Origin of the sequence: Streptomyces sp. Qhu_M48, assembly GCF_051305195.1 — a bacterium.
In the GTDB taxonomy this organism is placed as follows: Bacteria; Actinomycetota; Actinomycetes; order Streptomycetales; family Streptomycetaceae; genus Streptomyces.
The window spans coordinates 6,428,725-6,450,454 of the sequence record NZ_CP195432.1 but is presented as its reverse complement, the minus strand read 5'-3'; the positions used below and the strand labels follow the sequence as shown (position 1 = coordinate 6,450,454).

General features: G+C 72.3%; 17 protein-coding genes. 5 read left to right on the top strand and 12 right to left on the bottom strand.

Annotation, left to right across the window (positions count from 1 at the left end):
- Window positions 1-5 precede the first annotated feature (5 nt).
- The 4 genes from ACRRSS_RS28775 to ACRRSS_RS28760 all read right to left on the bottom strand — a co-directional run bounded on the left by ACRRSS_RS28775 (window position 6) and on the right by ACRRSS_RS28760 (window position 4,119).
- Window positions 6-752: a tyrosine-protein phosphatase gene (locus tag ACRRSS_RS28775; RefSeq protein ID WP_435973970.1), complete on the bottom strand. Its 747-nt coding sequence runs from the start codon at window positions 750-752 to the stop codon at window positions 6-8.
- Between the two features lie 100 nt (window positions 753-852).
- Window positions 853-1,461, bottom strand: a complete 609-nt coding sequence (locus ACRRSS_RS28770; protein WP_435975450.1) for a helix-turn-helix domain-containing protein — start codon at window positions 1,459-1,461, stop codon at window positions 853-855.
- Between the two features lie 259 nt (window positions 1,462-1,720).
- Window positions 1,721-2,416, bottom strand: a complete 696-nt coding sequence (locus ACRRSS_RS28765) for a response regulator (RefSeq protein WP_435973969.1) — start codon at window positions 2,414-2,416, stop codon at window positions 1,721-1,723.
- Window positions 2,413-4,119: a sensor histidine kinase gene (locus ACRRSS_RS28760; RefSeq protein WP_435973968.1), complete on the bottom strand. Its 1,707-nt coding sequence runs from the start codon at window positions 4,117-4,119 to the stop codon at window positions 2,413-2,415. Before ACRRSS_RS28760 ends, ACRRSS_RS28765 begins: the two co-directional genes overlap by 4 nt.
- Before the next feature lie 238 nt (window positions 4,120-4,357).
- Between ACRRSS_RS28760 and ACRRSS_RS28755 the strand changes: the two genes are divergently transcribed.
- Window positions 4,358-5,767: a cation:dicarboxylate symporter family transporter gene (locus tag ACRRSS_RS28755; RefSeq protein WP_435973967.1), complete on the top strand. Its 1,410-nt coding sequence runs from the start codon at window positions 4,358-4,360 to the stop codon at window positions 5,765-5,767.
- A gap of 216 nt (window positions 5,768-5,983) precedes the next feature.
- Here the strand turns inward: ACRRSS_RS28755 and ACRRSS_RS28750 are convergent, their stop codons facing one another.
- On the bottom strand, window positions 5,984-6,871 hold the full coding sequence (locus ACRRSS_RS28750; RefSeq protein WP_435973966.1) for an aldo/keto reductase: 888 nt from the start codon (window positions 6,869-6,871) through the stop codon (window positions 5,984-5,986).
- Window positions 6,868-7,830, bottom strand: coding sequence for an NAD-dependent epimerase/dehydratase family protein (locus ACRRSS_RS28745; protein ID WP_435973965.1), 963 nt, complete (start codon window positions 7,828-7,830; stop codon window positions 6,868-6,870). The genes ACRRSS_RS28750 and ACRRSS_RS28745 overlap by 4 nt, the downstream gene beginning before the upstream one ends.
- A gap of 67 nt (window positions 7,831-7,897) precedes the next feature.
- Between ACRRSS_RS28745 and ACRRSS_RS28740 the strand changes: the two genes are divergently transcribed.
- The 4 genes from ACRRSS_RS28740 to ACRRSS_RS28725 all read left to right on the top strand — a co-directional run bounded on the left by ACRRSS_RS28740 (window position 7,898) and on the right by ACRRSS_RS28725 (window position 11,692).
- Complete coding sequence (locus ACRRSS_RS28740) at window positions 7,898-8,437, top strand: Lrp/AsnC family transcriptional regulator (RefSeq protein ID WP_435973964.1); 540 nt, start codon at window positions 7,898-7,900, stop codon at window positions 8,435-8,437.
- A 92-nt stretch (window positions 8,438-8,529) separates the two neighbouring features.
- Window positions 8,530-8,946, top strand: a complete 417-nt coding sequence (locus ACRRSS_RS28735; protein ID WP_435973963.1) for a MerR family transcriptional regulator — start codon at window positions 8,530-8,532, stop codon at window positions 8,944-8,946.
- Window positions 8,947-8,951: 5 nt separating this feature from the next.
- A complete protein-coding gene (locus ACRRSS_RS28730) occupies window positions 8,952-9,290 on the top strand; it encodes a thioredoxin family protein (RefSeq protein ID WP_435973962.1) in 339 nt (112 codons plus the stop codon).
- 158 nt (window positions 9,291-9,448) lie between these two features.
- Window positions 9,449-11,692, top strand: a complete 2,244-nt coding sequence (locus tag ACRRSS_RS28725) for a HelD family protein (protein ID WP_435973961.1) — start codon at window positions 9,449-9,451, stop codon at window positions 11,690-11,692.
- Here the strand turns inward: ACRRSS_RS28725 and ACRRSS_RS28720 are convergent.
- The 6 genes from ACRRSS_RS28720 to ACRRSS_RS28695 all read right to left on the bottom strand — a co-directional run bounded on the left by ACRRSS_RS28720 (window position 11,667) and on the right by ACRRSS_RS28695 (window position 21,626).
- Window positions 11,667-12,557, bottom strand: coding sequence for a ScbA/BarX family gamma-butyrolactone biosynthesis protein (locus ACRRSS_RS28720; protein WP_435973960.1), 891 nt, complete (start codon window positions 12,555-12,557; stop codon window positions 11,667-11,669). The two genes, ACRRSS_RS28725 and ACRRSS_RS28720, sit on opposite strands and share 26 nt — an antisense overlap.
- 149 nt (window positions 12,558-12,706) lie before the next feature.
- The gene (gene glgB / locus ACRRSS_RS28715; protein ID WP_435973959.1) at window positions 12,707-14,962 is read right to left on the bottom strand and encodes a 1,4-alpha-glucan branching enzyme; all 2,256 of its coding nucleotides are present in this window, start codon (window positions 14,960-14,962) and stop codon (window positions 12,707-12,709) included.
- 153 nt (window positions 14,963-15,115) lie between these two features.
- Window positions 15,116-16,465, bottom strand: coding sequence for a maltokinase N-terminal cap-like domain-containing protein (locus ACRRSS_RS28710; RefSeq protein WP_435973958.1), 1,350 nt, complete (start codon window positions 16,463-16,465; stop codon window positions 15,116-15,118).
- 233 nt (window positions 16,466-16,698) lie between these two features.
- Window positions 16,699-18,393, bottom strand: a complete 1,695-nt coding sequence (gene treS, locus ACRRSS_RS28705; protein WP_435973957.1) for a maltose alpha-D-glucosyltransferase — start codon at window positions 18,391-18,393, stop codon at window positions 16,699-16,701.
- The gene (locus ACRRSS_RS28700) at window positions 18,390-20,375 is read right to left on the bottom strand and encodes an alpha-1,4-glucan--maltose-1-phosphate maltosyltransferase (RefSeq protein WP_435973956.1); all 1,986 of its coding nucleotides are present in this window, start codon (window positions 20,373-20,375) and stop codon (window positions 18,390-18,392) included. Before ACRRSS_RS28700 ends, treS begins: the two co-directional genes overlap by 4 nt.
- 306 nt (window positions 20,376-20,681) lie before the next feature.
- Window positions 20,682-21,626 (bottom strand): SDR family oxidoreductase, encoded by a 945-nt coding sequence (locus tag ACRRSS_RS28695; RefSeq protein WP_435973955.1) that lies wholly within the window; start codon window positions 21,624-21,626, stop codon window positions 20,682-20,684.
- Window positions 21,627-21,730: the final 104 nt, after the last annotated feature.

The window sequence follows — 21,730 nt, the reverse complement described above, 5'->3', positions numbered from 1 at the left end:
GCCGGTCAGGCCGGCGGCGCGACCACCAGCCGGGTCCTGAGCGTCGCCACCACCGACGGGTCGAGCCCGACGTGGCCGGTGACGTACGCGTCCACGGAGCCGTACCGCTCACGCAGGTCCGCCAGGAACAGCCGGATGATGTCGGCCGGTGCCCGGCCGTATCCCGGCCAGCGGAGCTCGCGGCCCGGATGGGCCGCCCGCCAGTCGGCGATCAGCCGCTCCGTGGCCAGTTCGGTGAGGGCGAAGTCCGCGAGGATCTCCTCGTCCGGGACCCCCAGGAGGGCGAGGACGACCGCAGCCAGCAGACCCGTACGGTCCTTCCCGGACGCGCAGTGGAAGACGAGCGGTCCGTCGGCGGAGGCGATGACCTCCAGGGCCGTACGGAGTTCCACCGCGCCGTCCTCGGCGACCTCGGCGAACCGGTCGGCGAGGTAGCGCCACGGGTCGAGGTCCGGGTCGATCTCCGCCTGGTCGTAGGGGCGGTGCTCGATGGAGAGGTTGTGCCAGGAGACGCCCTCGGTCTCCGGCAGGCGGCCCTTGGCGGCGATCTCCCAGGGGTAGCGCAGGTCGATCACGGTGGCCACGCCCAATGCGCGGAAGCGCTCCCGATCGGCCGGATCGGCGTCGGCGAGCTTGGCGAGGGAGTCGGAGCGGTAGAGGGTCCCCCACCGCACGGACCCGCCGTCGGCGGTCCGATATCCGCCCAGGTCACGGAAGTTGTGGAGTCGTTCGAAGGGTATGTGTCGTCTCACGGCGCCAATCTACGGTCGCCGGCTCCGGTGATCCAGGACCTGATGATCAGGTCACGGTCGATGGTCAGCCCCCTGGGCCGGCGGGACTTTCGGACACGACCTAGGAGCCCACGGACGCCCAGAAGTGCCCGGCGATGTCGTCCAGGTACGCGCGGCCCTCGTCGCCCGTGGCCGCCGAGGCGCCCCAGCTGCTCGTCGCCGCCATCCGGGCGTGGTACTCCGTGTGCAGCCGCTGCAGGGCGAACTCCAGGGTCCGCTTGGGCAGCGGCACCATCTTCACCACCGGTTTCACGTACGCCTGCCAGCGGGTGGTGGCGGCGCCGCGCAGCACTTCGGCGAGGCGCTCGTCGCCGCCGGTCGCGGTGATCAGGGCGCGCGGGCCGAGACCGAGGACCTCCGCGAGCGCGGCGGTCTGACGCTCGGTGCCGCGCCAGCTGCTCTCGTCCTCCATCCGCTGGTACGCGGAGGCGGACACGCCCACCCGCCTGGCCAGCTCCTCGGGGGCGAGCCCGCGCGCCACCCGGTGCTCGCGCAGCGTGGTCGCGGCGGCGATCAGGTCGACGGGGGAGCACCAGAGGACACCCGCGAGGGCGGTGAGTTCCTGTTCGCTGGGGACGGCCCGGCCACGTTCCCAGGCGACGACGGTGTCGGGCTCGACGAGGAGGCCGTACTGGGCGCGGAGGCCGTACGCGACGTGGCCGGGGGCCATGCCGAGGGCCTCGCGCAGGCGGCGCGCGGCCAGGGCGTTGAAAGGCGGGGAGGGTTGGTGCACGCGGTCACGGTAGGTGCGGAGGGTGATGGCTGGATACGGTGTGTTCGCCCAAGGCCACGAGTTCGTAGGAACGTGGGAACCGGACGGTAATCGCCGGCGGGCCCTCCGGAAGCGAGCAGTGACCCGGGCCGGTCCTCGTGACCCCGGGCCGTTCCTCGTGACCCTGGGCCTGCCCTCGTTGGCCACGGGCCGGTCCTCAGTGGCCCCGGGCCGGGCCGTCGAGCCAGCGGTACTGGAGTTCGGGCCGCCCGATCTGTCCGTACTGCGGGGCGCGCACCGCCCGGCCCTCGGTCACCAGGTGCTCCAGGTAGCGGCGCGCGGTGATCCGGGAGATCCCGACCGCCGTCCCGGCCTCGGCGGCGGTGAGCCCGGCCGGGGCGGACCGGAGGGTACGGGTGACGGCCTCCAGGGTCGGCGCGCTCAGGCCCTTGGGAAGGGTGGCGGGGTGTGGGGCCCGGAGGGTGGCGAGTGCCCGGTCGACCTCGTCCTGACCGGAGGCCTCGCCGGCGGTGGCCCGGAACTCGGCGTACCGGGCGAGCCGGTCCCGCAGGGTCGCGAAGGCGAAGGGCTTCAGGACGTACTGGACGACGCCGAGGGAGACGCCCTCGCGGACGATCGCCAGGTCGCGAGCGGACGTCACGGCGATGACGTCGGCGGAGTGCCCGGCGGCGCGCAGGGCCCGCAGCAGCTGGAGGCCGTGGCCGTCGGGCAGGTAGAGGTCGAGCAGGATCAGGTCGACCGGCGTCCGGTCGAGGACCCGCACGGCGGCGGCGCGGGAGTGGGCGACGCCGACGACGGTGAAGCCCTCGACCCGGCCCGCGTAGAGCGCGTGGGCGTCGGCGGCGACGGGGTCGTCCTCGACGACGAGGACGCGGAGCGGGGACACGGTCATGACGACACCTCGGCGCCGGGGGTGCCGGGAGCGGGAGAGGAAGTGGGGGAGGGGCAGGGCGCGGGACCGGCGCCGTGGTCGCTTCCGCCTTCGCGCGGCGGCGGCAGTGGTACCGCTACCGGCAGGGGCAGTCGTACGGTGAACTCCGCCCCGCCCTCCTCCGCGTCCGCGACGGCGAGCGTGCCCGCGGCGCGCGAGACCGCCTGGCCGACCAGCGCCAGACCGAGGCCGCGCCCCGGGCCCCGGGTGGTCCAGCCCCGGCCGAGGACCGCGTCTCGGTCGGCCGGGCTCACGCCGGGGCCGCTGTCGCCGACCCGGAGCAGCAGCTCTCCGTCGCCCGACCGGGCGGCGACGGTGACCGTGACCCGCGCGTGAGGGGTCCCGCCCACCGCCTCCACCGCGTTGTCGATGAGGTTGCCCAGGATCGTCACCAGGTCCCGGGACGGCAGGGCCGAGGGCACGAGCCCGTCGTCGATCCGGCTGTCCTCGGTGAGGACGAGCTCCACCCCCCGCTCGTTGGCCTGCGCCGCCTTGCCGAGCAGCAGGGCGGCGAGCACCGGCTCCCCGACGGCGTCGACGACGCGGTCGGTGAGCGCCTGGGCGAGTTCCAGCTCCGCCGTCGCGAACTCCACCGCCTCGGTCACCCGCCCCAGTTCGATGAGCGAGACGACCGTGTGCAGCCGGTTCGCCGCCTCGTGGGCCTGCGAGCGGAGGGCCTCCGTGAAGCCCCGCTCGGAGTCCAACTCACCTGAAAGCGCCTGGAGTTCGGTCCGGTCCCGGAGCGTGGCGACCGTGCCGCGCCGCTCTCCGCCCACCACCGGGCGGGTGTTGACGACGAGAACCCGGTCGGCCGTCAGGTGCGTCTCGTCGACGCGCGGCTCCGAGGACAGCAGCGCGCCGGTCAGCGTCGCCGGCAGGCCGAGCTCGGCCGCCGGCCTGCCGACGACCCCGTCGTCCAGGCCGAGCAGCTCCCGCGCCCCGTCGTTGATGAGGGCGATCCGGCGGCGTCCGTCGAGCATCACGAGCCCCTCGCGGACCGCGTGCAGCGCGGCCTCGTGGTAGTCGTGCATCCGGCTCAGCTCCGTCGCGTTCATGCCGTGCGTATGGCGGCGCAGCCGTGCGTTGACGACGTACGTCCCCGCTCCGCCGAGCGCGAGCGCCGCGCCCGCCATCCCGAGCAGGGCGGTGACCTGCTCCCGTACCTGCTCGCTGATCTTGTCGATCGTGATGCCCGCGCTGACCAGGGCGACGATCCTGTCCCCGTCGAAGACGGGCGTCACCGTCCGCACGGAGGGGCCGAGGATTCCCAGGTGGGTCTCGGAGTACGTCCGGCCCGCCGCGGCCTGCTCGATGTGCCCGAGGTAGGTCCGGCCGATCTGCGCGGGCTCGGGGTGGGTCCAGCGGGTGCCGTCCGGGGCCATGATCACCACGAAGGCGACGCCCGCGTGGCGGCGGAGGGACTCGGTGTACGGCTGGAGGAGCGCCGACGGGTCGGCGGAGCGGGCCGCCGCGACCACGGACGGGGAGTCGGCGACGGCCGCGGCGGTCGCCGTGGCCTGGCGCCGCGCGGTCTCCTCGGCCTGCGCCCGGTCCGTGACGTACGCGAAGACCGCGCACCCCGCCACGACGACGGCCACGAGCACGACCTGCATCGCGAAGAGCTGGCCGGCCAGGCTGCGGGGGCGGGGGAGGCGGAGACGCATGCGGGTAAGTGTGCACGGCGGAGTGTGGCCCGGCGCTTTGCGTTCCCGAATCGTGCCCTACCCGCCGGACCGGGGACCCTTCGGCGGGCGAGAGCCCTGCCCCCGCCCGCGGGGCCCCTGGCCCTCGGTCGTGCGGCCCCGGACCCTCGGGCGTGGGCCCTTCGACCCGTCGGTCGGCCGCCCCTGACCCTTCGGTCGTGAACGAAACGTACGTAAGCGTGACCCCGGTCACAGGCTGATGGATAGTCGCGGAGTCCACCGGGACGTGGACACCCATCAGCACGAGGAGGACCCCGTGGCCGCACGACGGGACCGCACGCACTATCTCTATCTGGCCGTCATCGGAGCCGTACTGCTCGGCATCGTCGTCGGGTTCCTGGCGCCGGGCGTCGCCGTCGAGCTGAAGCCGCTGGGCACCGGTTTCGTCAATCTGATCAAGATGATGATCTCGCCGATCATCTTCTGCACGATCGTGCTCGGCGTCGGCTCGGTCCGGAAGGCCGCGAAGGTCGGCGCCGTCGGCGGTCTCGCCCTCGGCTACTTCATGGTCATGTCGACCGTCGCACTCGCGATCGGCCTCGTCGTCGGCAACCTCCTGGAGCCCGGCTCCGGGCTGCACCTCACCAAGGAGCTGGCCGAGGCCGGCGCCAAGCAGGCCGAGGGGGCGAGCGAGTCCACGCCGGACTTCCTGCTCGGGATCATCCCCACGACCCTCGTCTCCGCCTTCACCGAGGGCGAGGTCCTCCAGACCCTCCTCGTCGCCCTGCTCGCGGGCTTCGCGCTCCAGGCCATGGGCGCGGCCGGAGAACCGGTTCTGCGCGGCATCGGGCACATCCAGCGGCTCGTCTTCCGCGTCCTCGGCATGATCATGTGGGCCGCGCCCGTCGGCGCGTTCGGCGCGATCGCGGCCGTCGTCGGCGCGACCGGCGTCGACGCGCTCAAGTCCCTCGCCGTCATCATGATCGGCTTCTACCTGACCTGCGGACTCTTCGTCTTCGTCGTGCTCGGCGCGCTGCTGCGGCTGGTCGCCGGGATCAACATCTGGGCCCTCCTGAAGTACCTCGGCCGCGAGTTCCTGCTGATCCTGTCCACCTCCTCCTCGGAGTCCGCGCTGCCGCGGCTCATCGCGAAGATGGAGCACCTGGGCGTCAGCAAGCCCGTCGTCGGCATCACCGTCCCGACCGGCTACTCCTTCAACCTCGACGGCACCGCGATCTACCTCACGATGGCCTCGCTCTTCGTCGCCGAGGCGATGGGCGACCCGCTCTCGGTCGGCGAGCAGATCTCGCTCCTCGTCTTCATGATCATCGCGTCGAAGGGGGCGGCGGGCGTCACCGGCGCGGGGCTCGCGACCCTCGCGGGCGGACTCCAGTCGCACCGCCCGGAGCTGGTCGACGGGGTGGGCCTGATCGTCGGCATCGACCGCTTCATGAGCGAGGCGCGCGCCCTCACCAACTTCGCGGGCAACGCCGTCGCGACGGTGCTGGTCGGCACCTGGACGAAGGAGATCGACAAGGCGCGGGTCTCCGAGGTCCTCGCGGGCCGCGTCCCGTTCGACGAGAAGACCCTCGTCGACGACCACGCCCCCACGGAGCTCCCGGACCAGCGCGCCGAGGGCGACGAGGAGAAGGCCCGCGCCGGCGTGTGACGGAGCCGGGGCGGACCCCGCCCCGAGTCCCGGGCCTTGAGCCGGATCCGGGCCTCGGGAGAGGGGCGGGCCCGACCGCACCGCGGCCGGGCCCGCCGCTCTCGCTCTCTCCGTACGGGACCGTCCCCAGCGCTTTCTCCGTCCGAGGCTCGCGCCTCTCGCGCTCCCGTGCCGGGGCCCCTTCCCCGATCCCGGCCGCCGGGAGCCCCGCCGTGGCTACGGGGCTCCGGACAGCTGCTCCAACTCCCCCTCCGAGAGCAGGAGTCCGGTCGCCGCCGCCGAGTCCCGTGCCGACTCCGGCCGGCTCGCGCCCGGGATCGGCAGCACCGCCTCCGACCGGGCGAGCAGCCAGGCGAGCGCCACCCGCTGCGGGCCGACACCGCGCTCCCGAGCCACCCGGTGGAAGGCGCCGAACCGGGGGTCCTCCTCCTGGGCGGACGTACCGTCCAGCGAGCTGCGCGAGATCCCGCCCAGCGGGCTCCACGGCAGGAAGGCGAGGCCGAGCTCCGCGCAGAGCCGCAGTTCCGGCTCGCTCGTGCGCACCGCGGGCGAGTAGCGGTTCTGCACGGAGACCAGCCGGTCACCCAGGATCTCGCGGGCCAGCAGGATCTGCGCCGTGTCCACGTTGGAGACGCCGGCGAGCCTGACCGTCCCCGCGTCCAACAACTCCCGTATCGCGCCCAGGGATTCGGCGTACGGGACGGCCGGATCCGGCTTGTGCAGCTGGTACAGGCCGATCGGGGCGGCCCCGAGGCGCCGCGCCGACGCCTCCGCCGCCCGGCGCAGACGCGCGGGGCGCCCGTCCACGGTCCAGCCGCCGTCCGCCGTACGGCCCCGGCCGCCCTTCGTCGCCACGAGGACGTCGTCCACACCGCCGCCGTACGAGGCGAGGGCCCGGGCCACGAGCAGCTCGCCCTCACCGGGCGCGCCGCCGGGCGGGTGGTAGGAGTCGGCGGTGTCGAGCAGGGTCACCCCGGCGTCGAGGGCGGCGTGCACGGTGGCCACCGCCCGCGCCTCGTCCGGCCGGCCCTCGACGGAGAGCGGCATCGTGCCGAGCCCGACGGCCCCGACCCGTACGTCCCCCAGCATGCGGAACCGCGTCATTCCCCGGACCTCCCGACCGTCTCGTCCACCCCGCCGGACGAACCGGCCGCAGTCTCGGTCACCCCGCCGACCACCCCGACCGTCTCGGCCACCGCCCGTGCGAGCCACTCGCCGGAGTGCGTGAAGGAATAGCCGAGGCCGGTCGCACGGGAGTTGTCCATCGCGTACGAGCGGGCGAAGGAGAACGGCGACACCTCGCCGACCTCCACCTCCTGGAAGACCGTCCGGCCACCCACCTGCCTCTCCATCTCGGCACAGATCTCCGCCGTGGTCAGCGGCCCGTGGGAATGGGCGTTCACCGGCCCGGTGAATTCCGCCTCGACCGTCCACGCGAGGAACGCCGCGATCTCCTCCACGTACACATAGGTGGCGGGACGGTTCACGGCGGGTACGGCGATCGGCTCGCCCGCCCGGACGCGCCGCGCGTAGTGGTCGAGCCGGCCGGTGAAGTCGTCCGCGCCGCCGAGCACATGCGCCACCCGCACCGACGTCCACGCGAACGGCGTGCCGGCCGCGAACACCGCCTCGGCCTGGCGCTTCCCCTCCCCGTAGTGGGCCTCGCGGAACTCCGGGTCGTCCCAGGCCGGGCCCGTGTCGACGACGACCGCGCCCAGGTCGAGGGCGGATTCGGCGACCGGCTCGGCCGAGTCCTCGTACTCGTACACCTCCACCGTCGACGTCATCACGTACCGGCGGGCGCGCGCCCCGAAGACGCGCCGGGCGATCTCCGCCTGGCGGGGGGTGTAGCAGACCTGGTCCACGACGACGTCGAAGGAGCGGCCCGCGAGAACGGATTGCAGCGCGGCCTCGTCGTCGCGGTCGGCGACGAGATGCTCGATTCCCTCCGGGGCGCCGGAGGAACCCCGGTTGAGAATCGTGATCCGATGCCCGGATTCCCGCAGCAGCGCGATCAGCCGCTTTCCGAAATAGCGATTTCCACCGATGACGAGTACGTCCATGAATTCCAACTCCCTTGTTCCCGCGGACAAGTGTTACGTTGATCCGTCGCCGTCTGAAGGGGAGAACATGGGAGTCCCGGCCGCCGCACCGAAGGAACCACGGCATTCGCGCTCCGCCGCCGACGAAACCTCGGCGGTCGCGTACGACCCCATCGACCGGCAGATCCTGGACCTCCTGCAGAGCGACGGCCGCATCAAGCTCAGCGAGCTGGGCCGCCGCGTCCGGCTCAGTCCCGCGGCCGTCACCGAGCGGGTCCGCCGCCTGGAGGCGAGCGGCGCGGTCACCGGCTACGGCGCCCATGTCTCCCCGGCCCGGCTCGGCTACGGCATCCAGGCCTTCATCAGGGTCGACCCGCACGGCGGCTACACGCTCAGGCACCCGCGGACCCTGGAACTGACCGCCCGCCCCGAGGTCCTGGAGGCGCACCACGTGGTGGGCGAGGACTGCTGGATCCTCAAGGTCGCCGTCACCGACACCATCCACCTCGAAGAGGTCCTGGAGCAGACCTCGGCGCTCGGCCGGACCACCACCTCGATCGTCCTGTCGTCCCCGGTGGTCCGCAAACCCCTCCTGCCGCCCGGCGCGGACCGTCCTCGACAGGCGTGAGGGCGCCCGGACGCGATGGGGAGAGACGTTGTGGGGAGAGACGTAGCCCCGCTCTTGCCCTGACGTCGGCGTCAGGGCCTACGGTCGGGGACATGCGCATCGGAGAGCTGGCCGAGCGGGCCGGAACCACCCCCCGGACTCTGCGGTACTACGAGTCCCGGGGTCTCCTGACCGCCCGGCGCACGGAGCAGGGGCACCGCACCTACGACGAGGACGACCTGCGGCTCCTCCAGCAGATCAGGACCCTTCAGGACTTCGGGTTCGAGCTGGAGGAGACGCGGCCGTTCGTCGACTGCCTGCGCGCGGGGCACCCGGCCGGGGACTCCTGCCCCGCGTCGATCGCCGTGTACCGGCGGAAGGTCGCGGAGCTGGACGGTCTGATCGGGCAGCTCCAGGCGGTACGCGCCGAGGTGGGCGCCCAGCTGCTGCGGGCCGAGGCGGAGCTGCCGCTCGGCCCGGAGCCCCGGTGCGAGCTCGGTACGGAGCGGGACACGGAAGGGGAGGGGTGACGGAGATGACGACGTACGCGGAGGGCGTGGCCGAGGTCACGGACGAGGACTTCGGCGCGGAGGTGCTCGGCGCCGGGACGCCGGTCCTGGTGAAGTTCACCGCGGAGTGGTGCGGGCCGTGCCGGCAGCTGAGGCCGGTGCTCGGCGCGATCGCCGCGGAGGAGGAGGCGCGGCTCCGGGTCGTCGAGATCGACGTGGACCGTAACCCGGAGACGACCCTGAGGTACGGGGTGCTCGCGACGCCCACGCTGATGGTGTTCCGGGCGGGCGAGCCGGTGAAGTCGCTCGTCGGGGCCCGCCCCAAGCGCCGCCTCCTGGAGGAGCTGGCGGACGTGCTCGACTGAGCCGGGACAGGGCGGGACTTCCCCAGGGCATACAGAAATACCCCGACTACAATGGACAGTCGGGGTATTTCTTCGCGTATATTGATGGATTCCGTGTCCGGAAACGCCACGGACACAAAGAAGTTCACTAAACGCACTGTATCGCGCCGGGAGTCGAATTGTCAACCGAGGAATTTCGGAACGAGCAGCAATTCATCACCGATCTCTACACACGGCTCGACGATCTGAGGGACGAGGCCGAGGCCGCCGTCGAGCGCGCCCTGCGCACCCCGGGGGTCGGCGGCAACCAGGGGCGGCTCGAACGGGACGTGCTGGTCGCCGAACAGTCCGGGCTGCTGGCCGCGTTCGACGCGGGGGAGAGCGGGCTCTGTTTCGGGCGCCTCGTCTTCAAGGACGGGCGCGACCACCACATCGGCCGGATCGGCATCCGCGAGGACGACCCGAACCGCACCCCGCTCGTCGTCGACTGGCGGGCCGAGGTCGCCCGCCCCTTCTACCTCGCCACCGGGTACGAGCCGATGGGGCTCTCCCGCCGCCGGCACATCAGCACCCTCGGCCGGACCGTCACCGCACTCCACGACGAGGTCCTCGACCTCGCCGACGCCACCCGCACCGGGCACGAGAACCGCGACGCCGACGAGGTGCTGCTCGCCGCGCTCGACGCCGCCCGCACCGGGCGGATGCACGACATCGTGCAGACCATCCAGGCCGAGCAGGACGGCATCATCCGCTCCCCGCACCGCGGGGTCCTCGTCGTCGAGGGCGGCCCCGGCACCGGCAAGACGGCGGTCGCCCTGCACCGGGCCGCGTACCTCCTCTACGCGCACCGCGAGCAGCTGGCCAAGCGGGCCGTCCTCATCGTCGGACCCAACCCGGCGTTCCTCGGCTACATCGCCAACGTGCTGCCCTCCCTCGGCGAGACCGGCGTCCTCCTCGCCACCCCCGCCGAGCTCTTCCCCGGTGTCCGCGCCACCGGCGCCGACACCCCGCGCGCCGCCGCCGTCAAGGGCGCCGCCGCCATGGCCGGGGCGCTCGCCGCGGCCGTACGCGACCGCCAGCGGGTCCCCGAGCGCGGCGAACCGCTGATCGTCCCGCACGACGACGGCGACCTGGTCATCGACTGGGACATGGCGCTCGAGGCCCGCCACAAGGCGCGCGAGACCGCGCTCCCGCACAACCTCGCCCGCCCCTACTTCGTCTTCCGGATCCTGGACGCGCTCGCCGAACAGCTCGCCGACCGGATCGGCGCCGACCCCTACGGCGGCCCCAACTTCCTCGGCCCCGACGACATCGCGCTGCTCGCCAAGGGCATCGCGGGCAACCCCGAGGTGTACGCGGCGATCGACACGCTCTGGCCCGCCCTCACCCCGCAGGAGTTCCTCGCCGACTACCTGACCGAACCCACCCACCTCGACGACGCGGACGCCGGGGAGATCCGGCGTGCCGCCGGCCCCTGGACCCCCGCCGACGTGCCGCTGCTCGACGAGGCCGCCGAACTCCTCGGCGAGGACGACTCCGCCGCCCGCGCCGCCGAGGAGGCCGAACGGCAGAAGCAGATCCAGTACGCGCAGGGGGTCCTCGACGTCTCCTACGCCTCCCGGACCTACGAGTTCGAGGACAAGGAGGAGCAGGACAAGGACGCCTCCGAGGTCCTCTCGGCGCACGACATCATCGACGCCGAGCGCTTCGCCGAGCGCCACGAGGAGGCCGACCACCGCACCGCCGCCGAGCGCGCCGCCGCCGACCGCACCTGGGCCTTCGGCCACATCATCGTCGACGAGGCGCAGGAGCTCTCCGCGATGGCCTGGCGGCTCCTCATGCGCCGCAGCCCCACCCGCTCGATGACCCTGGTCGGCGACCCCGCCCAGAACGGCGACCCGGCCGGCGTCGGCGCCTGGGACCGGATCCTCGCCCCGTACGTGGAGGATCGCTGGGAGCTGGTCAGGCTCGGCGTCAACTACCGCACGCCCGCCGAGATCATGGCGGTCGCGGCGGAGGTGCGACGGGCCGACGACCCGGGGTTCGAGCCGCCGAGCTCGGTGCGCTCCACCGGCGTGGAGCCCTGGGACCGGACGGTCGACGACCCGGTGAAGGAGGCCGCCGACGCGGTGGCGACCGAGCTGCGCGCCGAGGGCCGGATCGCCGTCATCGCCCCGCCGGAACTGCACCCGGGCCTGGTCGCGGCCCTGCCGGACGCCGGGTACGGACCGGCTCCCGACCTCACCCGGCCGGTGGTCCTGCTCGACCCCCGGCAGGCGAAGGGGCTGGAGTTCGACACGGTCCTGGTGGTCGACCCGGAGGGCATCGTGGCGGGCGCCGTGCACGGCACCAACGACCTGTACGTGGCACTGACCCGGGCCACCCAGCGGCTCGGGATCATCCGCTCCGCAGCCCGCAGCTGAAGAGCCGCCGGCCGTCCTGGTACCCGGTGACCTCGAAGGTCCCCGCCGCGCTCCCGGGCTCCGCCCGGATCAGACAGGGGCCGCCGTGGAACTCCGCGTACCGGTCGAAGGCGATCCGCAGGGCGGCCGGCAGGTAGGGGCGGGGCCAGACGGCCGCGGCGGCGGCCTGCCGGGCCGCCTCCAGGAAGATCATCCCCGGTATGTGGTCGGTGGGCCGCTGGAAGAGGGTGGGATGGCCGGTGTCGACGACCAGTTCCCACACGCCCTCCCGCCCGGTGGGGGCCAGCAGGACGTCCTCGGGCCCGGACCTGCCGGTGAGCGGCGCCGGTGCCCTGGGGGTCCCGGCGCCTGGGCGTACGGCACCCGCCTCGACGTGCCCGCCGCGCAGCCTGCGGTAGGCGGCGGGACCGGTCAGCCGGGCGTGGCCGGCGCCCGTCGCGACCACACGGGCCGCACGCCGTACGGTCCACTCCACCCGTGTCTCCATCAACTGCATACCGCGGAAGAGGAGTTCGGCGAACCGGACCTCGATGTCCGCCTCGTCGTCGGTGACCGCGAGCCCGTCCGGGTCGCAGGTGAGGGAGATCTCGCCCAGCAGGATGTGCCGGGTCAGCGGGACCCCGTGGGCGGTGTGCAGCAGGGCCATCGTGGCCTGTCGCAGCGTCTCGGCCACGAGCAACGGGTCGTGACACCGCTCGGCGCCCCGGCGGAGCGGGGCGAAGAACGGGTGGTCGGTGGGCCAGGCGGCCCGTACCGCGAAGCGGTCCTTCCCGCCGAGCGATCGCCACTCGACGGGAAAGGTGTCCTCGCCGCGCACCCGATGGCAGAGCTGCGGCGACAGGCGCCGCTCCATGGTGTCCCGCATGACATCCCCGCTCGTCTGGATCTGTCGGCTCGATCCGGAGAGTGAAGATAGCCGAACAATCCGTACGTTGTCCGAACGGGTGAACGATCAACTGGGTGAGTGTCAGGTATCGGCCACGAAGCGGGTTCCGCCGATCCGTGGCCCCGGACTCACGCGGGCCGCAGCCAGACCGTCGCCAGCGGCGGCAGCGTCATCCGGATGCTGGCCGCGCGTCCGTGGTGCGGCACCGACTCCGTCTTCACCGGGTCGCGCCCCACCACGTCCCCGCCGCCGTAGCGTCCGGCGTCCGTGTTCAGCACCTCCGACCAGGCGACCACCGCCTCCGGGACACCCAGCCGGTAGTCGTGCCGCACGACCGGCGAGAAGTTGCAGACGGCGAGCAGCGGGGAGCCGGACGCGTCGAAACGCAGGAAGGCGAAGACGTTGTCCTCGGCCGCGTCCCCGACCACCCACTGGAAGCCCTCCGGCGCGGTGTCCCGCTCCCAGAGCGAGGGCGTCGCCGCGTACACCGTGTTCAGGTCACGGACGAGGTCCCGCACCCCCCGGTGGTCGGCCTCCGCCCCGTACGCCGGGTCGAGCAGCCACCAGTCGGGGCCGTGGTCCGCCGACCACTCCGCTCCCTGCGCGAACTCCTGCCCCATGTAGAGCAGTTGCTTGCCCGGGTGGGCCCACATGAAGCCCAGGTAGGCGCGGTGGTTGGCGCGCTGCTGCCACCAGTCGCCCGGCATCTTCGACACCAGGGACCGCTTGCCGTGCACCACCTCGTCGTGCGAGATCGGCAGGATGTAGTTCTCGCTGTACGCGTACACCATCGAGAAGGTCATCTCGTGGTGGTGGTACTTGCGGTGCACCGGCTCCTTCTGCACGTACTCCAGCGAGTCGTGCATCCAGCCCATGTTCCACTTCATGCCGAAGCCCAGACCGCCGAAGCCCCCGGGGCCCACCTGGTCCGTCGCCCGCGTCACCCCGTCCCAGGCCGTCGACTCCTCCGCGAAGGTCACGATCCCCGGGCAGCGCCGGTACACCGTGGCGTTCATCTCCTGGAGGAAGGCCACCGCGTCCAGGTTCTCCCGGCCGCCGAACTCGTTCGGCAGCCACTCGCCGTGCTCCCGCGAGTAGTCCAGGTAGAGCATCGACGCCACCGCGTCCACCCGCAGACCGTCGATGTGGAACTCCTGGCACCAGTAGACGGCGTTCGCCACCAGGAAGTTGCGCACCTCCTTGCGGCCGTAGTCGAACTCCAGAGTGCCCCAGTCCGGATGGTGCGAACGGCGCGGGTCCTCGTGCTCGTACAGCGGACGCCCGTCGAACTCGGCCAGCGCCCAGTCGTCCTTCGGGAAGTGCGCCGGGACCCAGTCCATCAGGACCCCGATCCCCGCCCGGTGCAGCGCGTCCACCAGGAACCTGAAGTCGTCGGGGGTGCCCATGCGGGCCGTCGGCGCGTAGAAGCCGGTGACCTGGTAGCCCCACGAGCCGCCGAAGGGGTGCTCCGTGACCGGCATCAGCTCCACGTGCGTGAACCCGAGGTCACGGACGTACGCGGGAAGCTGCTCGGCGAGCTGGCGGTAGGTGAGGCCGGGCCGCCAGGACGGCAGGTGCACCTCGTACACCGAGAGCGGCGCCTCGTGCGGCGGACGCGCCCCCCGCCGCTCCATCCACTCCGCGTCGTCCCACGTGTAGTGCGACGCGGTGACGATCGACGCGGTGTTCGGCGGGCACTCGGTACGGCGCGCCATCGGGTCCGCGCGGACCGTGTGCGTGCCGTCGGGGCGCGTGATGTCGTACTTGTAGAGCGCGCCCTCGCCGATCCCCGGCACGAACAGCTCCCACACGCCGGTCGAACCCAGCGAGCGCATCGGAAGCCCGGTGCCGTCCCAGTGCGTGAAGTCACCGGTCACCCGGACCCCGCGCGCGTTCGGCGCCCAGACCGCGAAGCGGGTGCCGGTCACGCCCCCGTGGGTCATGGGGTGCGAGCCGAGGGCCGTCCACAGCTCCTCGTGCCGGCCCTCCCCGATCAGGTGCAGGTCGAGCTCGCCGAGGGAGGGCAGGAAGCGGTACGGGTCCTCCACGGCCAGCTCGTCGGGCCCGTCGTAGCGGACCCGCAGCTCGTACGCGGGGACCTTGCGGAGCAGGGGCAGCAGCCCCGAGAAGAGGCCGTCGCCGTCGTCGTGCAGCGCCACGCGCTTGCCCTTGGTGACGACGGTGACCTCCTTCGCCCAGGGGCGCAGCACCCGGACCACCACCCCGCCGCGCACCGGGTGCGCGCCGAGCACGCCGTGCGGGTCGTGATGCTCGCCGGCGAGCAGCCGGGCCCGGTCACCCGGATCGAGCGGAGGTGGCGCCTTCCGGGGCGCGGGGGGCTTGGTGGTGCTGCGGGCCGTCTTGCCTGCGGGGCGGGCGGTCACCGGGATGCCTCCTATGGGGTACGGGGGTACTGATGCGCAACGGTGGGGTGAGGGGGCGGGACACTCGGCCGAACGGGTCCCGCCCCCGTCGAGGGCAATCGTTCCTCCGGGGGGAATGCCACCCCCCGGAGGGCGACGGCCCACGCGGGGCGGTCACGGGGAGGCTGCCAGTCGTTCGATCGCCGACATCGGGACCGGGAGCCAGTCCGGGCGGTGGCGGGCCTCGTAGACGACCTCGTAGACCGCCTTGTCGGTCTCGTAGGCGTGGAGCAGGGCCGGATCCGCCCGTGGGTCCGCCCCCGCCGCCTCCGCGTACCCCGCGCAGTACGCCGCCCGGCACCGCGCCGCCCACTCCGCGTTCCAGGGCCGGTGCGTGCGGGCCGCGTAGTCGAAGGAGCGGAGCATTCCGGCGACGTCGCGGACGGTGGGCTGCGGGTTGCGCCGCTCGTCCAGCGGTTTCTCCGGTTCGCCCTCGAAGTCGATGACGGCCCAGCCGCCGTCGGAGCCCCTCAGCGTCTGTCCGAGGTGCAGGTCGCCGTGGATGCGCTGGACCGCCCCGCCGCCGACCGCGCCGCTCGCCGCCGCGAAGACGGCCCGGAGGCCGGGTACGTGCGGCAGCAGCGCGGGGACGGCCTGCGCCGCCGCGTGCAGCCGCCGGTCCATCGCGGCGGCCAGCTGTTCGGTCTCGGCCCGCCCGAGCCGCTTGGTGGGCAGGGCGGAGGCGAGCGCGAGGTGGACCTCGGCCGTGGCGCGGCCGAGGTCCCGCGCCTCGGTGGTGAACTCCCGTCCGTCGGCGAGCGCGTCGAGGGCGAGCCGCCAGCCGTCGCGGGAGTCGCGCAGATAGGGCTGGAGCACGCCGAGCGTGGCGGCTCCGGACTCGAACCAGGCGACCGGGGCCGGGACCCTGGCGCAGCCGGCGCCGGCGAGCGCGAGCGGCAGTTCCAGGTCGGGGTTGGCCCCGGGGCTGACCCGGCGGAAGATCTTGAGGATGTACGAATCTCCGTAGACGAGCGAGGAGTTGGACTGTTCGGCGTCCAGGACGCGTGGTGCGAGCGCGGGCGGCAGCGCGGTGGTGGCGTGGAAGCGCAGGGGGCCGGTCCGGCCCGGGGTGCGCAACCGTTCGTAGAGGAGGCCGGCGAGCCGCGGGTCGCGCAGCCCTTCGTACACGGCGCGTCCGGCGAACGGCCCCTGCCGGATCCGCCCGATCAGGGCGGGGGCGAGGCGGGGTGGGAGCTGGGTCCGTACGCCCAGGAGGATCTGGTAGCAGTCGGAGGATGTTCCGGCCGGGCGTCCTGGCTGTTCCACCCGTACGAGCAGATGGAGGAGACCGGGTCCCGCGCCGTCCAGGGGCAGCAGCTCGGTGGCCGTGTCCAGCGTGAATCCGGTGACCCGGCGGCCCTTGCCCGCGAACCAGCGCTGCCGTGGCAGCCATTCGTGGAGGAGGGGGGCGAGTGACGGGAGGAGGGCGTCCGGGGCCCGGGTGGTGGATGCGGTCTCCGGCATGGCATCGCGTCCTTTCCCCGGGGCGCGCAGATGACTGTCGTATGCGTTCAAATGCGCAGAGTGTCCCGGATGGCGGCTGGGGCTGTCCGGATGTGCGGGACGTGTCGGAGGGGGAAGATCCGTATGGGTCCGGCAAGAAGGCCCATATGGACCTGAATCGTGTGTGGTTCACAGTGCCCGGAGTGGGACGGGAGGAAACCGCCCCACCCGGACGAAACCGAACTGACCGCCGGTCAGCTCTTCTTGAGACGGAACCAGTAGAAGCCGTGTCCCGCAAGGGTCAGGAGGTAGGGGAGCTGGCCGATGGCCGGGAACGACACCCCGCCGATCAGCTCCACGGGGTGGATGCCGTCGAAGCGGCGCAGGTCGAGTTCGGTCGGCTGCGCGAACCGCGAGAAGTTGTTCACGCAGAGCACCAGGTCTTCGCCGTCCTCGCGGAGGAAGGCGAGCACCGCCGGGTTGGAGGCCGGGAGTTCGGTGTACGTCCCCGTGCCGAAGGCGTGGCTCTGCTTGCGGATCTCGATCATCCGCTTCGTCCAGTGCAGCAGGGAGGACGGCGAGGTCATCCCCGCCTCGACGTTGGTCACCTGGTAGCCGTGGACCGGGTCCATGATGGCCGGAAGGTAGAGCCGCCCCGGGTCGCAGGAGGAGAAGCCCGCGTTCCGGTCGGGCGTCCACTGCATCGGGGTCCGTACGCCGTCCCGGTCGCCCAGCCAGATGTTGTCGCCCATGCCGATCTCGTCGCCGTAGTACAGCACCGGCGAACCGGGCAGCGAGAAGAGCAGCGCGGTGAACAGCTCCATCTGCTTGCGGTCGTTGTCGAGGAGCGGGGCGAGCCGGCGACGGATGCCGATGTTGGCCCGCATCCGCGGGTCCTTGGCGTACTCGGCGTACATGTAGTCGCGCTCTTCGTCCGTGACCATCTCGAGGGTGAGCTCGTCGTGGTTGCGCAGGAAGATGCCCCACTGGCAGCCGGAGGGGATCTGGGGGGTCTTCGCCAGGATCTCGGAGACCGGGTAGCGGGACTCGCGCCGGACGGCCATGAAGATCCGCGGCATGACCGGGAAGTGGAAGGCCATGTGGCACTCGTCGCCGCCGGAGCCGAAGTCGCCGAAGTAGTCGACGACGTCCTCCGGCCACTGGTTGGCCTCGGCGAGCAGCACCGTGTCCGGGTAGTGGTCGTCGATCTCCTTGCGGACCCGCTTGAGGAAGGCGTGGGTCGCGGGGAGGTTCTCGCAGTTGGTGCCCTCCTCCTGGTACAGGTACGGCACCGCGTCGAGCCGGAACCCGTCGATCCCCAGGTCCAGCCAGAACTTCAGCGAGGAGAGGATCTCCTCCTGCACCGCCGGGTTCTCGTAGTTGAGGTCGGGCTGGTGCGAGAAGAACCGGTGCCAGTAGTACTGCTTGCGGACCGGGTCGAAGGTCCAGTTCGAGGACTCGGTGTCGACGAAGATGATCCGGGCGTCCGCGTACTGCTTGTCGTCGTCGGCCCAGACGTAGTAGTCGCCGTACGGCCCCTCCGGGTCGCTCCGGGACTCCTGGAACCACGGGTGCTGGTCGCTCGTGTGGTTCATCACGAAGTCGATGACCACGCGCATCCCGCGCTGGTGGGCCGAGTCGACGAACTCGACGAAGTCGGCGAGGTCGCCGAACTCGGGCAGCACCGACGTGTAGTCGGCGACGTCGTAGCCGCCGTCCCGCAGCGGGGACTTGAAGAACGGCGGCAGCCAGAGGCAGTCCACGCCCAGCCACTGGAGGTAGTCCAGTTTGGACGTGATGCCCCTCAGGTCGCCGACGCCGTCCCCGTTGCTGTCCTGGAAGGAACGGACGAGGACCTCGTAGAAGACGGCCCGCTTGAACCAGTCGGGATCGCGGTCCTTGGCGGGGGTGTCCTCGAAGGTGTCGGGGACGGGCTCGTTGACGGTCATGATGTGGGTGACCCTCCGGTCTGCGGGGACGGTCGCAGGACGAGGACGTGCGCGGGCGTGACACCCGGCTCTAGGCGCACGTAGCTGGCCCTGCCCCAGTGATAGGTCTCGCCGGTGAGCTCGTCGCGCACCGGCACGGTCTCGTGCCAGTCCAGGCCGAGTTCCGGCATGTTCAACGAGACCGTCGCCTCCTGGGTGTGGTGCGGGTCGAGGTTGACGACCACCAGAACGGTGTTCGAACCGGAGCGCTTGCTGTACGCGATCACCTGCGGGTTGTCGGTCTCGTGGAACGACAGGTTCCGTAGCCGGCGCAGCGCCGGGTGACGGCGCCTGATCCGGTTCAGGGTGGTGATCAGCGGGGTGATCGTGGCCCCCGACCGCTCGGCCGACTCCCAGTCCCGCGGCCTGAGTTCGTACTTCTCCGAGTCGAGGTACTCCTCGCCGCCCTCCCGCAGCGGGACGTTCTCGCACAGCTCGTACCCGGCGTACATCCCCCAGGACGGCGAGAGCGTGGCCGCGAGCACCGCCCGCGCCTCGAACGCCGGCCGGCCGCCCCCCTGGAGGTAGCCGGGCAGGATGTCCGGGGTGTTCACGAAGAAGTTCGGCCGCATCTGCGCCGCCGTCTCGCCGGAGAGCTCCGTCAGGTACTCCGTGAGCTCCTCCTTGGTGTTGCGCCAGGTGAAGTACGTGTACGACTGCTGGAAGCCGACCGCGCCGAGCGTCCGCATCATCGCCGGCCGCGTGAAGGCCTCCGCCAGGAAGATCACGTCCGGGTCGGCCCGGTTGATCTCGCCGATCACCCGCTCCCAGAACACCACCGGCTTGGTGTGCGGGTTGTCGACGCGGAAGATCCGGATGCCGTGGTCCATCCAGTGCCGCAGCACCCGCACGGTCTCCGCGACGATCCCGTCCATGTCGGTGTCGAACGCGATCGGGTAGATGTCCTGGTACTTCTTCGGCGGGTTCTCCGCGTACGCGATCGAACCGTCCGGGCGGTGGTGGAACCACTCCGGGTGCTTCTCCACCCACGGGTGGTCCGGGGAGCACTGGAGCGCGAAGTCCAGCGCGATCTCCAGACGCAGCTCCCGGGCCCGCGCCACGAAGGCGTCGAAGTCCTCGAAGCTCCCCAGGTCCGGGTGGAGCGCGTCGTGCCCGCCCTCCGGCGAGCCGATCGCCCACGGCACGCCCACGTCGTTCGGCGCGGCCGAGAGCGAGTTGTTGGGTCCCTTGCGGTGGGTCTGGCCGATCGGATGCACCGGCGGCAGGTACACCACGTCGAAGCCCATGGCCGCGATCGCCGGGAGCCGCTCGGCCGCGGTACGGAAGTTCCCCGGGACCGTGCGGCCCTTCACCTTCCGCACACCCTCCGAGCGCGGGAAGAACTCGTACCACGAGCCGAACAGGGCGCGCTCCCGCTCCACCTGGAGCGGCAACGCGGGCGAGGAGGAGAGGAGTTCGCGCAGCGGGTGGCGGTCGAGCGCCTCGACGACCCGGGGGTTCAGGGCGGCCGCGAGCCGGACGGCCGCCGGGCGGGACACGTCGCGCAGCGCGTCCGACGCGGCGAGCACGGCCTCCCGGCCGCCGCCCTTCTTCGGGACGCCCTTCGCGGCCCGCTCGTGCAGTTCGGCGCCCTCGGCGAGCACCAGCTCGGAGTCGATCCCGGCCGGGATCTTGATCTTCGCGGTGTGGCGCCAGGTGGCCACCGGGTCGCTCCACGCCTCGACGGTGTACGTCCACAGGCCTTCGGCGTCGGGGGTGACCTCGGCACCCCAGCGGTCGGTGCCCGGAGCCAGCTCGCGCATCGGCGTCCAGGGGCCGGGGCGGCCCGTGGGGCCGTGCAGCACGACATTGGCGGCGACCGCGTCGTGGCCCTCGCGGAAGACGGTCGCCGTCACCTCGAAGGACTCTCCGGCCACCGCCTTCGCGGGGCGCCGACCGCAGTCGACCAGAGGGCGTACGTCCAGTACGGGAATGCGTCCCATGAGCGGATTCACAGCATCACCTGATGGTTTACGGGGGTGCGGGTGGTGGTTCGCTCTTTCTAGCTCCGTCGACGGCCGGCGGGTTGCGGGCATGGCCGCTCCTGTCCGCGTTCACTCGGATGGCGGGTCCACAGGGATGAACAAGGGTCACGGGGAGACGGGTTCGGGGGGTTACCGGTGAAGCCTTCCCACCGTCCTCGGGTGGGCAATCCCGGCGCTTTGTTAACTACTAGGGCGTAGCCGTCCTAGCAAGCACACAAACAGGCCCCGCCCGAAGCCGGGCGGGGCCTGTTCGTGTGCGTGCCGTCAGCGGCGGCGCGGCGAGGCGTCCGGTTCGTCCGCGTCCGTCGACCAGACCTGCCAGGGCTGACGGGCCACCCACTCCTCCACCGGGGCCGGTTCGAGGGCGAGGACCTCCGTCGACACCCCGTCGTCGTCCGCCATCAGCAGCGGATCGGCGCCGGTCGCCATGTAGTGGTAGATCCCGGCCACCCCCGCCGCCGTCTCCGGGCCGAGGAGCCGCGCGAGCCCGCGCTCGAAAGCGGCCGGATCCAGCTCCTCGTACCGCACCGCCCGGCCGAGACCCCGGCCGAAGGCCGCCGCCAGCTCGCCGCCCGTCAGCGAGCGCTCACCGCCGATGTCGAAGGTCCGCCCCTCCAGGCCGTCCCGGGTCAGCGCGGCGAGCGCCGCCTCCGCCAGGCCCCGGTGCGAGAGCCACGCCGTCCGCGCCGACGCCGGCAGCGGATAGGCGAGCACACCGGCGTCGACCAGCGCCGGACCGTTCCACGGCGAGAACAGGTTGTCCAGGTACACCGGCGGCCGGATCACCACCAGCGGCACCCCGCTGTCCCGCAGCACCCGCTCCGCGAGCCGCCGCGTCTCGAACGCGGCGACGTCCGTCGGGCCCAGCGGAAGACGGGTGTTGGCGTTGAAGACCAGCCGCCGGACCCCCGCCTCCAGGGCCGCCTCCGCGACGTTCCGCGCGTACGCCTCCACCCGTTCGGCCCCGTACACCAGCGGCATCGTGACGAACCCGTGCGTCGTCCCCGCGAAGAGCCGCCGCACGTCCTCCGGGTGCCCCAGGTCGCCGGCGAGGAAGAAGGCACCCGGCAGCGGTGGCCGGTCGGCCGAGGGGCGCCGGGTCAGGGCCCGCACCCCGTGGTGCCGCTCGGCGAGCAGGCGGGCCACCGCGCCCCCCTGGAAGCCGGTCGCGCCCACCACCGCCACCCGCATCGGAATCTCACTGGACATGTCTGTCTGAGGCCCTTCGATAGACTTTCGCTGCTGTCGTCGGCGTCGTCCAAGGCTCGCCGCGACGGCTTCGGCCGTTCAATTAACAAACCGGGGCGGAAGTT

Excerpts from the sequence above, each read along its gene's own strand:
- ACRRSS_RS28700 (WP_435973956.1), bottom strand. The coding sequence starts at position 20,375 with ATGGGACGCATTCCCGTACTGGACGTACGCCCTCTGGTCGACTGCGGT.
- ACRRSS_RS28720 (WP_435973960.1), bottom strand. The coding sequence starts at position 12,557 with ATGCGGGACACCATGGAGCGGCGCCTGTCGCCGCAGCTCTGCCATCGG.
- ACRRSS_RS28745 (WP_435973965.1), bottom strand. The coding sequence starts at position 7,830 with ATGGACGTACTCGTCATCGGTGGAAATCGCTATTTCGGAAAGCGGCTG.
- ACRRSS_RS28740 (WP_435973964.1), top strand. The coding sequence starts at position 7,898 with ATGGGAGTCCCGGCCGCCGCACCGAAGGAACCACGGCATTCGCGCTCC.
- ACRRSS_RS28730 (WP_435973962.1), top strand. The coding sequence starts at position 8,952 with ATGACGACGTACGCGGAGGGCGTGGCCGAGGTCACGGACGAGGACTTC.
- ACRRSS_RS28695 (WP_435973955.1), bottom strand. The coding sequence starts at position 21,626 with ATGTCCAGTGAGATTCCGATGCGGGTGGCGGTGGTGGGCGCGACCGGC.
- ACRRSS_RS28765 (WP_435973969.1), bottom strand. The coding sequence starts at position 2,416 with ATGACCGTGTCCCCGCTCCGCGTCCTCGTCGTCGAGGACGACCCCGTC.
- ACRRSS_RS28750 (WP_435973966.1), bottom strand. The coding sequence starts at position 6,871 with ATGACGCGGTTCCGCATGCTGGGGGACGTACGGGTCGGGGCCGTCGGG.
- ACRRSS_RS28710 (WP_435973958.1), bottom strand. The coding sequence starts at position 16,465 with ATGCCGGAGACCGCATCCACCACCCGGGCCCCGGACGCCCTCCTCCCG.
- ACRRSS_RS28735 (WP_435973963.1), top strand. The coding sequence starts at position 8,530 with ATGCGCATCGGAGAGCTGGCCGAGCGGGCCGGAACCACCCCCCGGACT.
- ACRRSS_RS28770 (WP_435975450.1), bottom strand. The coding sequence starts at position 1,461 with ATGGCCCCCGGCCACGTCGCGTACGGCCTCCGCGCCCAGTACGGCCTC.
- ACRRSS_RS28760 (WP_435973968.1), bottom strand. The coding sequence starts at position 4,119 with ATGCGTCTCCGCCTCCCCCGCCCCCGCAGCCTGGCCGGCCAGCTCTTC.
- treS (WP_435973957.1), bottom strand. The coding sequence starts at position 18,393 with ATGACCGTCAACGAGCCCGTCCCCGACACCTTCGAGGACACCCCCGCC.
- ACRRSS_RS28755 (WP_435973967.1), top strand. The coding sequence starts at position 4,358 with ATGGATAGTCGCGGAGTCCACCGGGACGTGGACACCCATCAGCACGAG.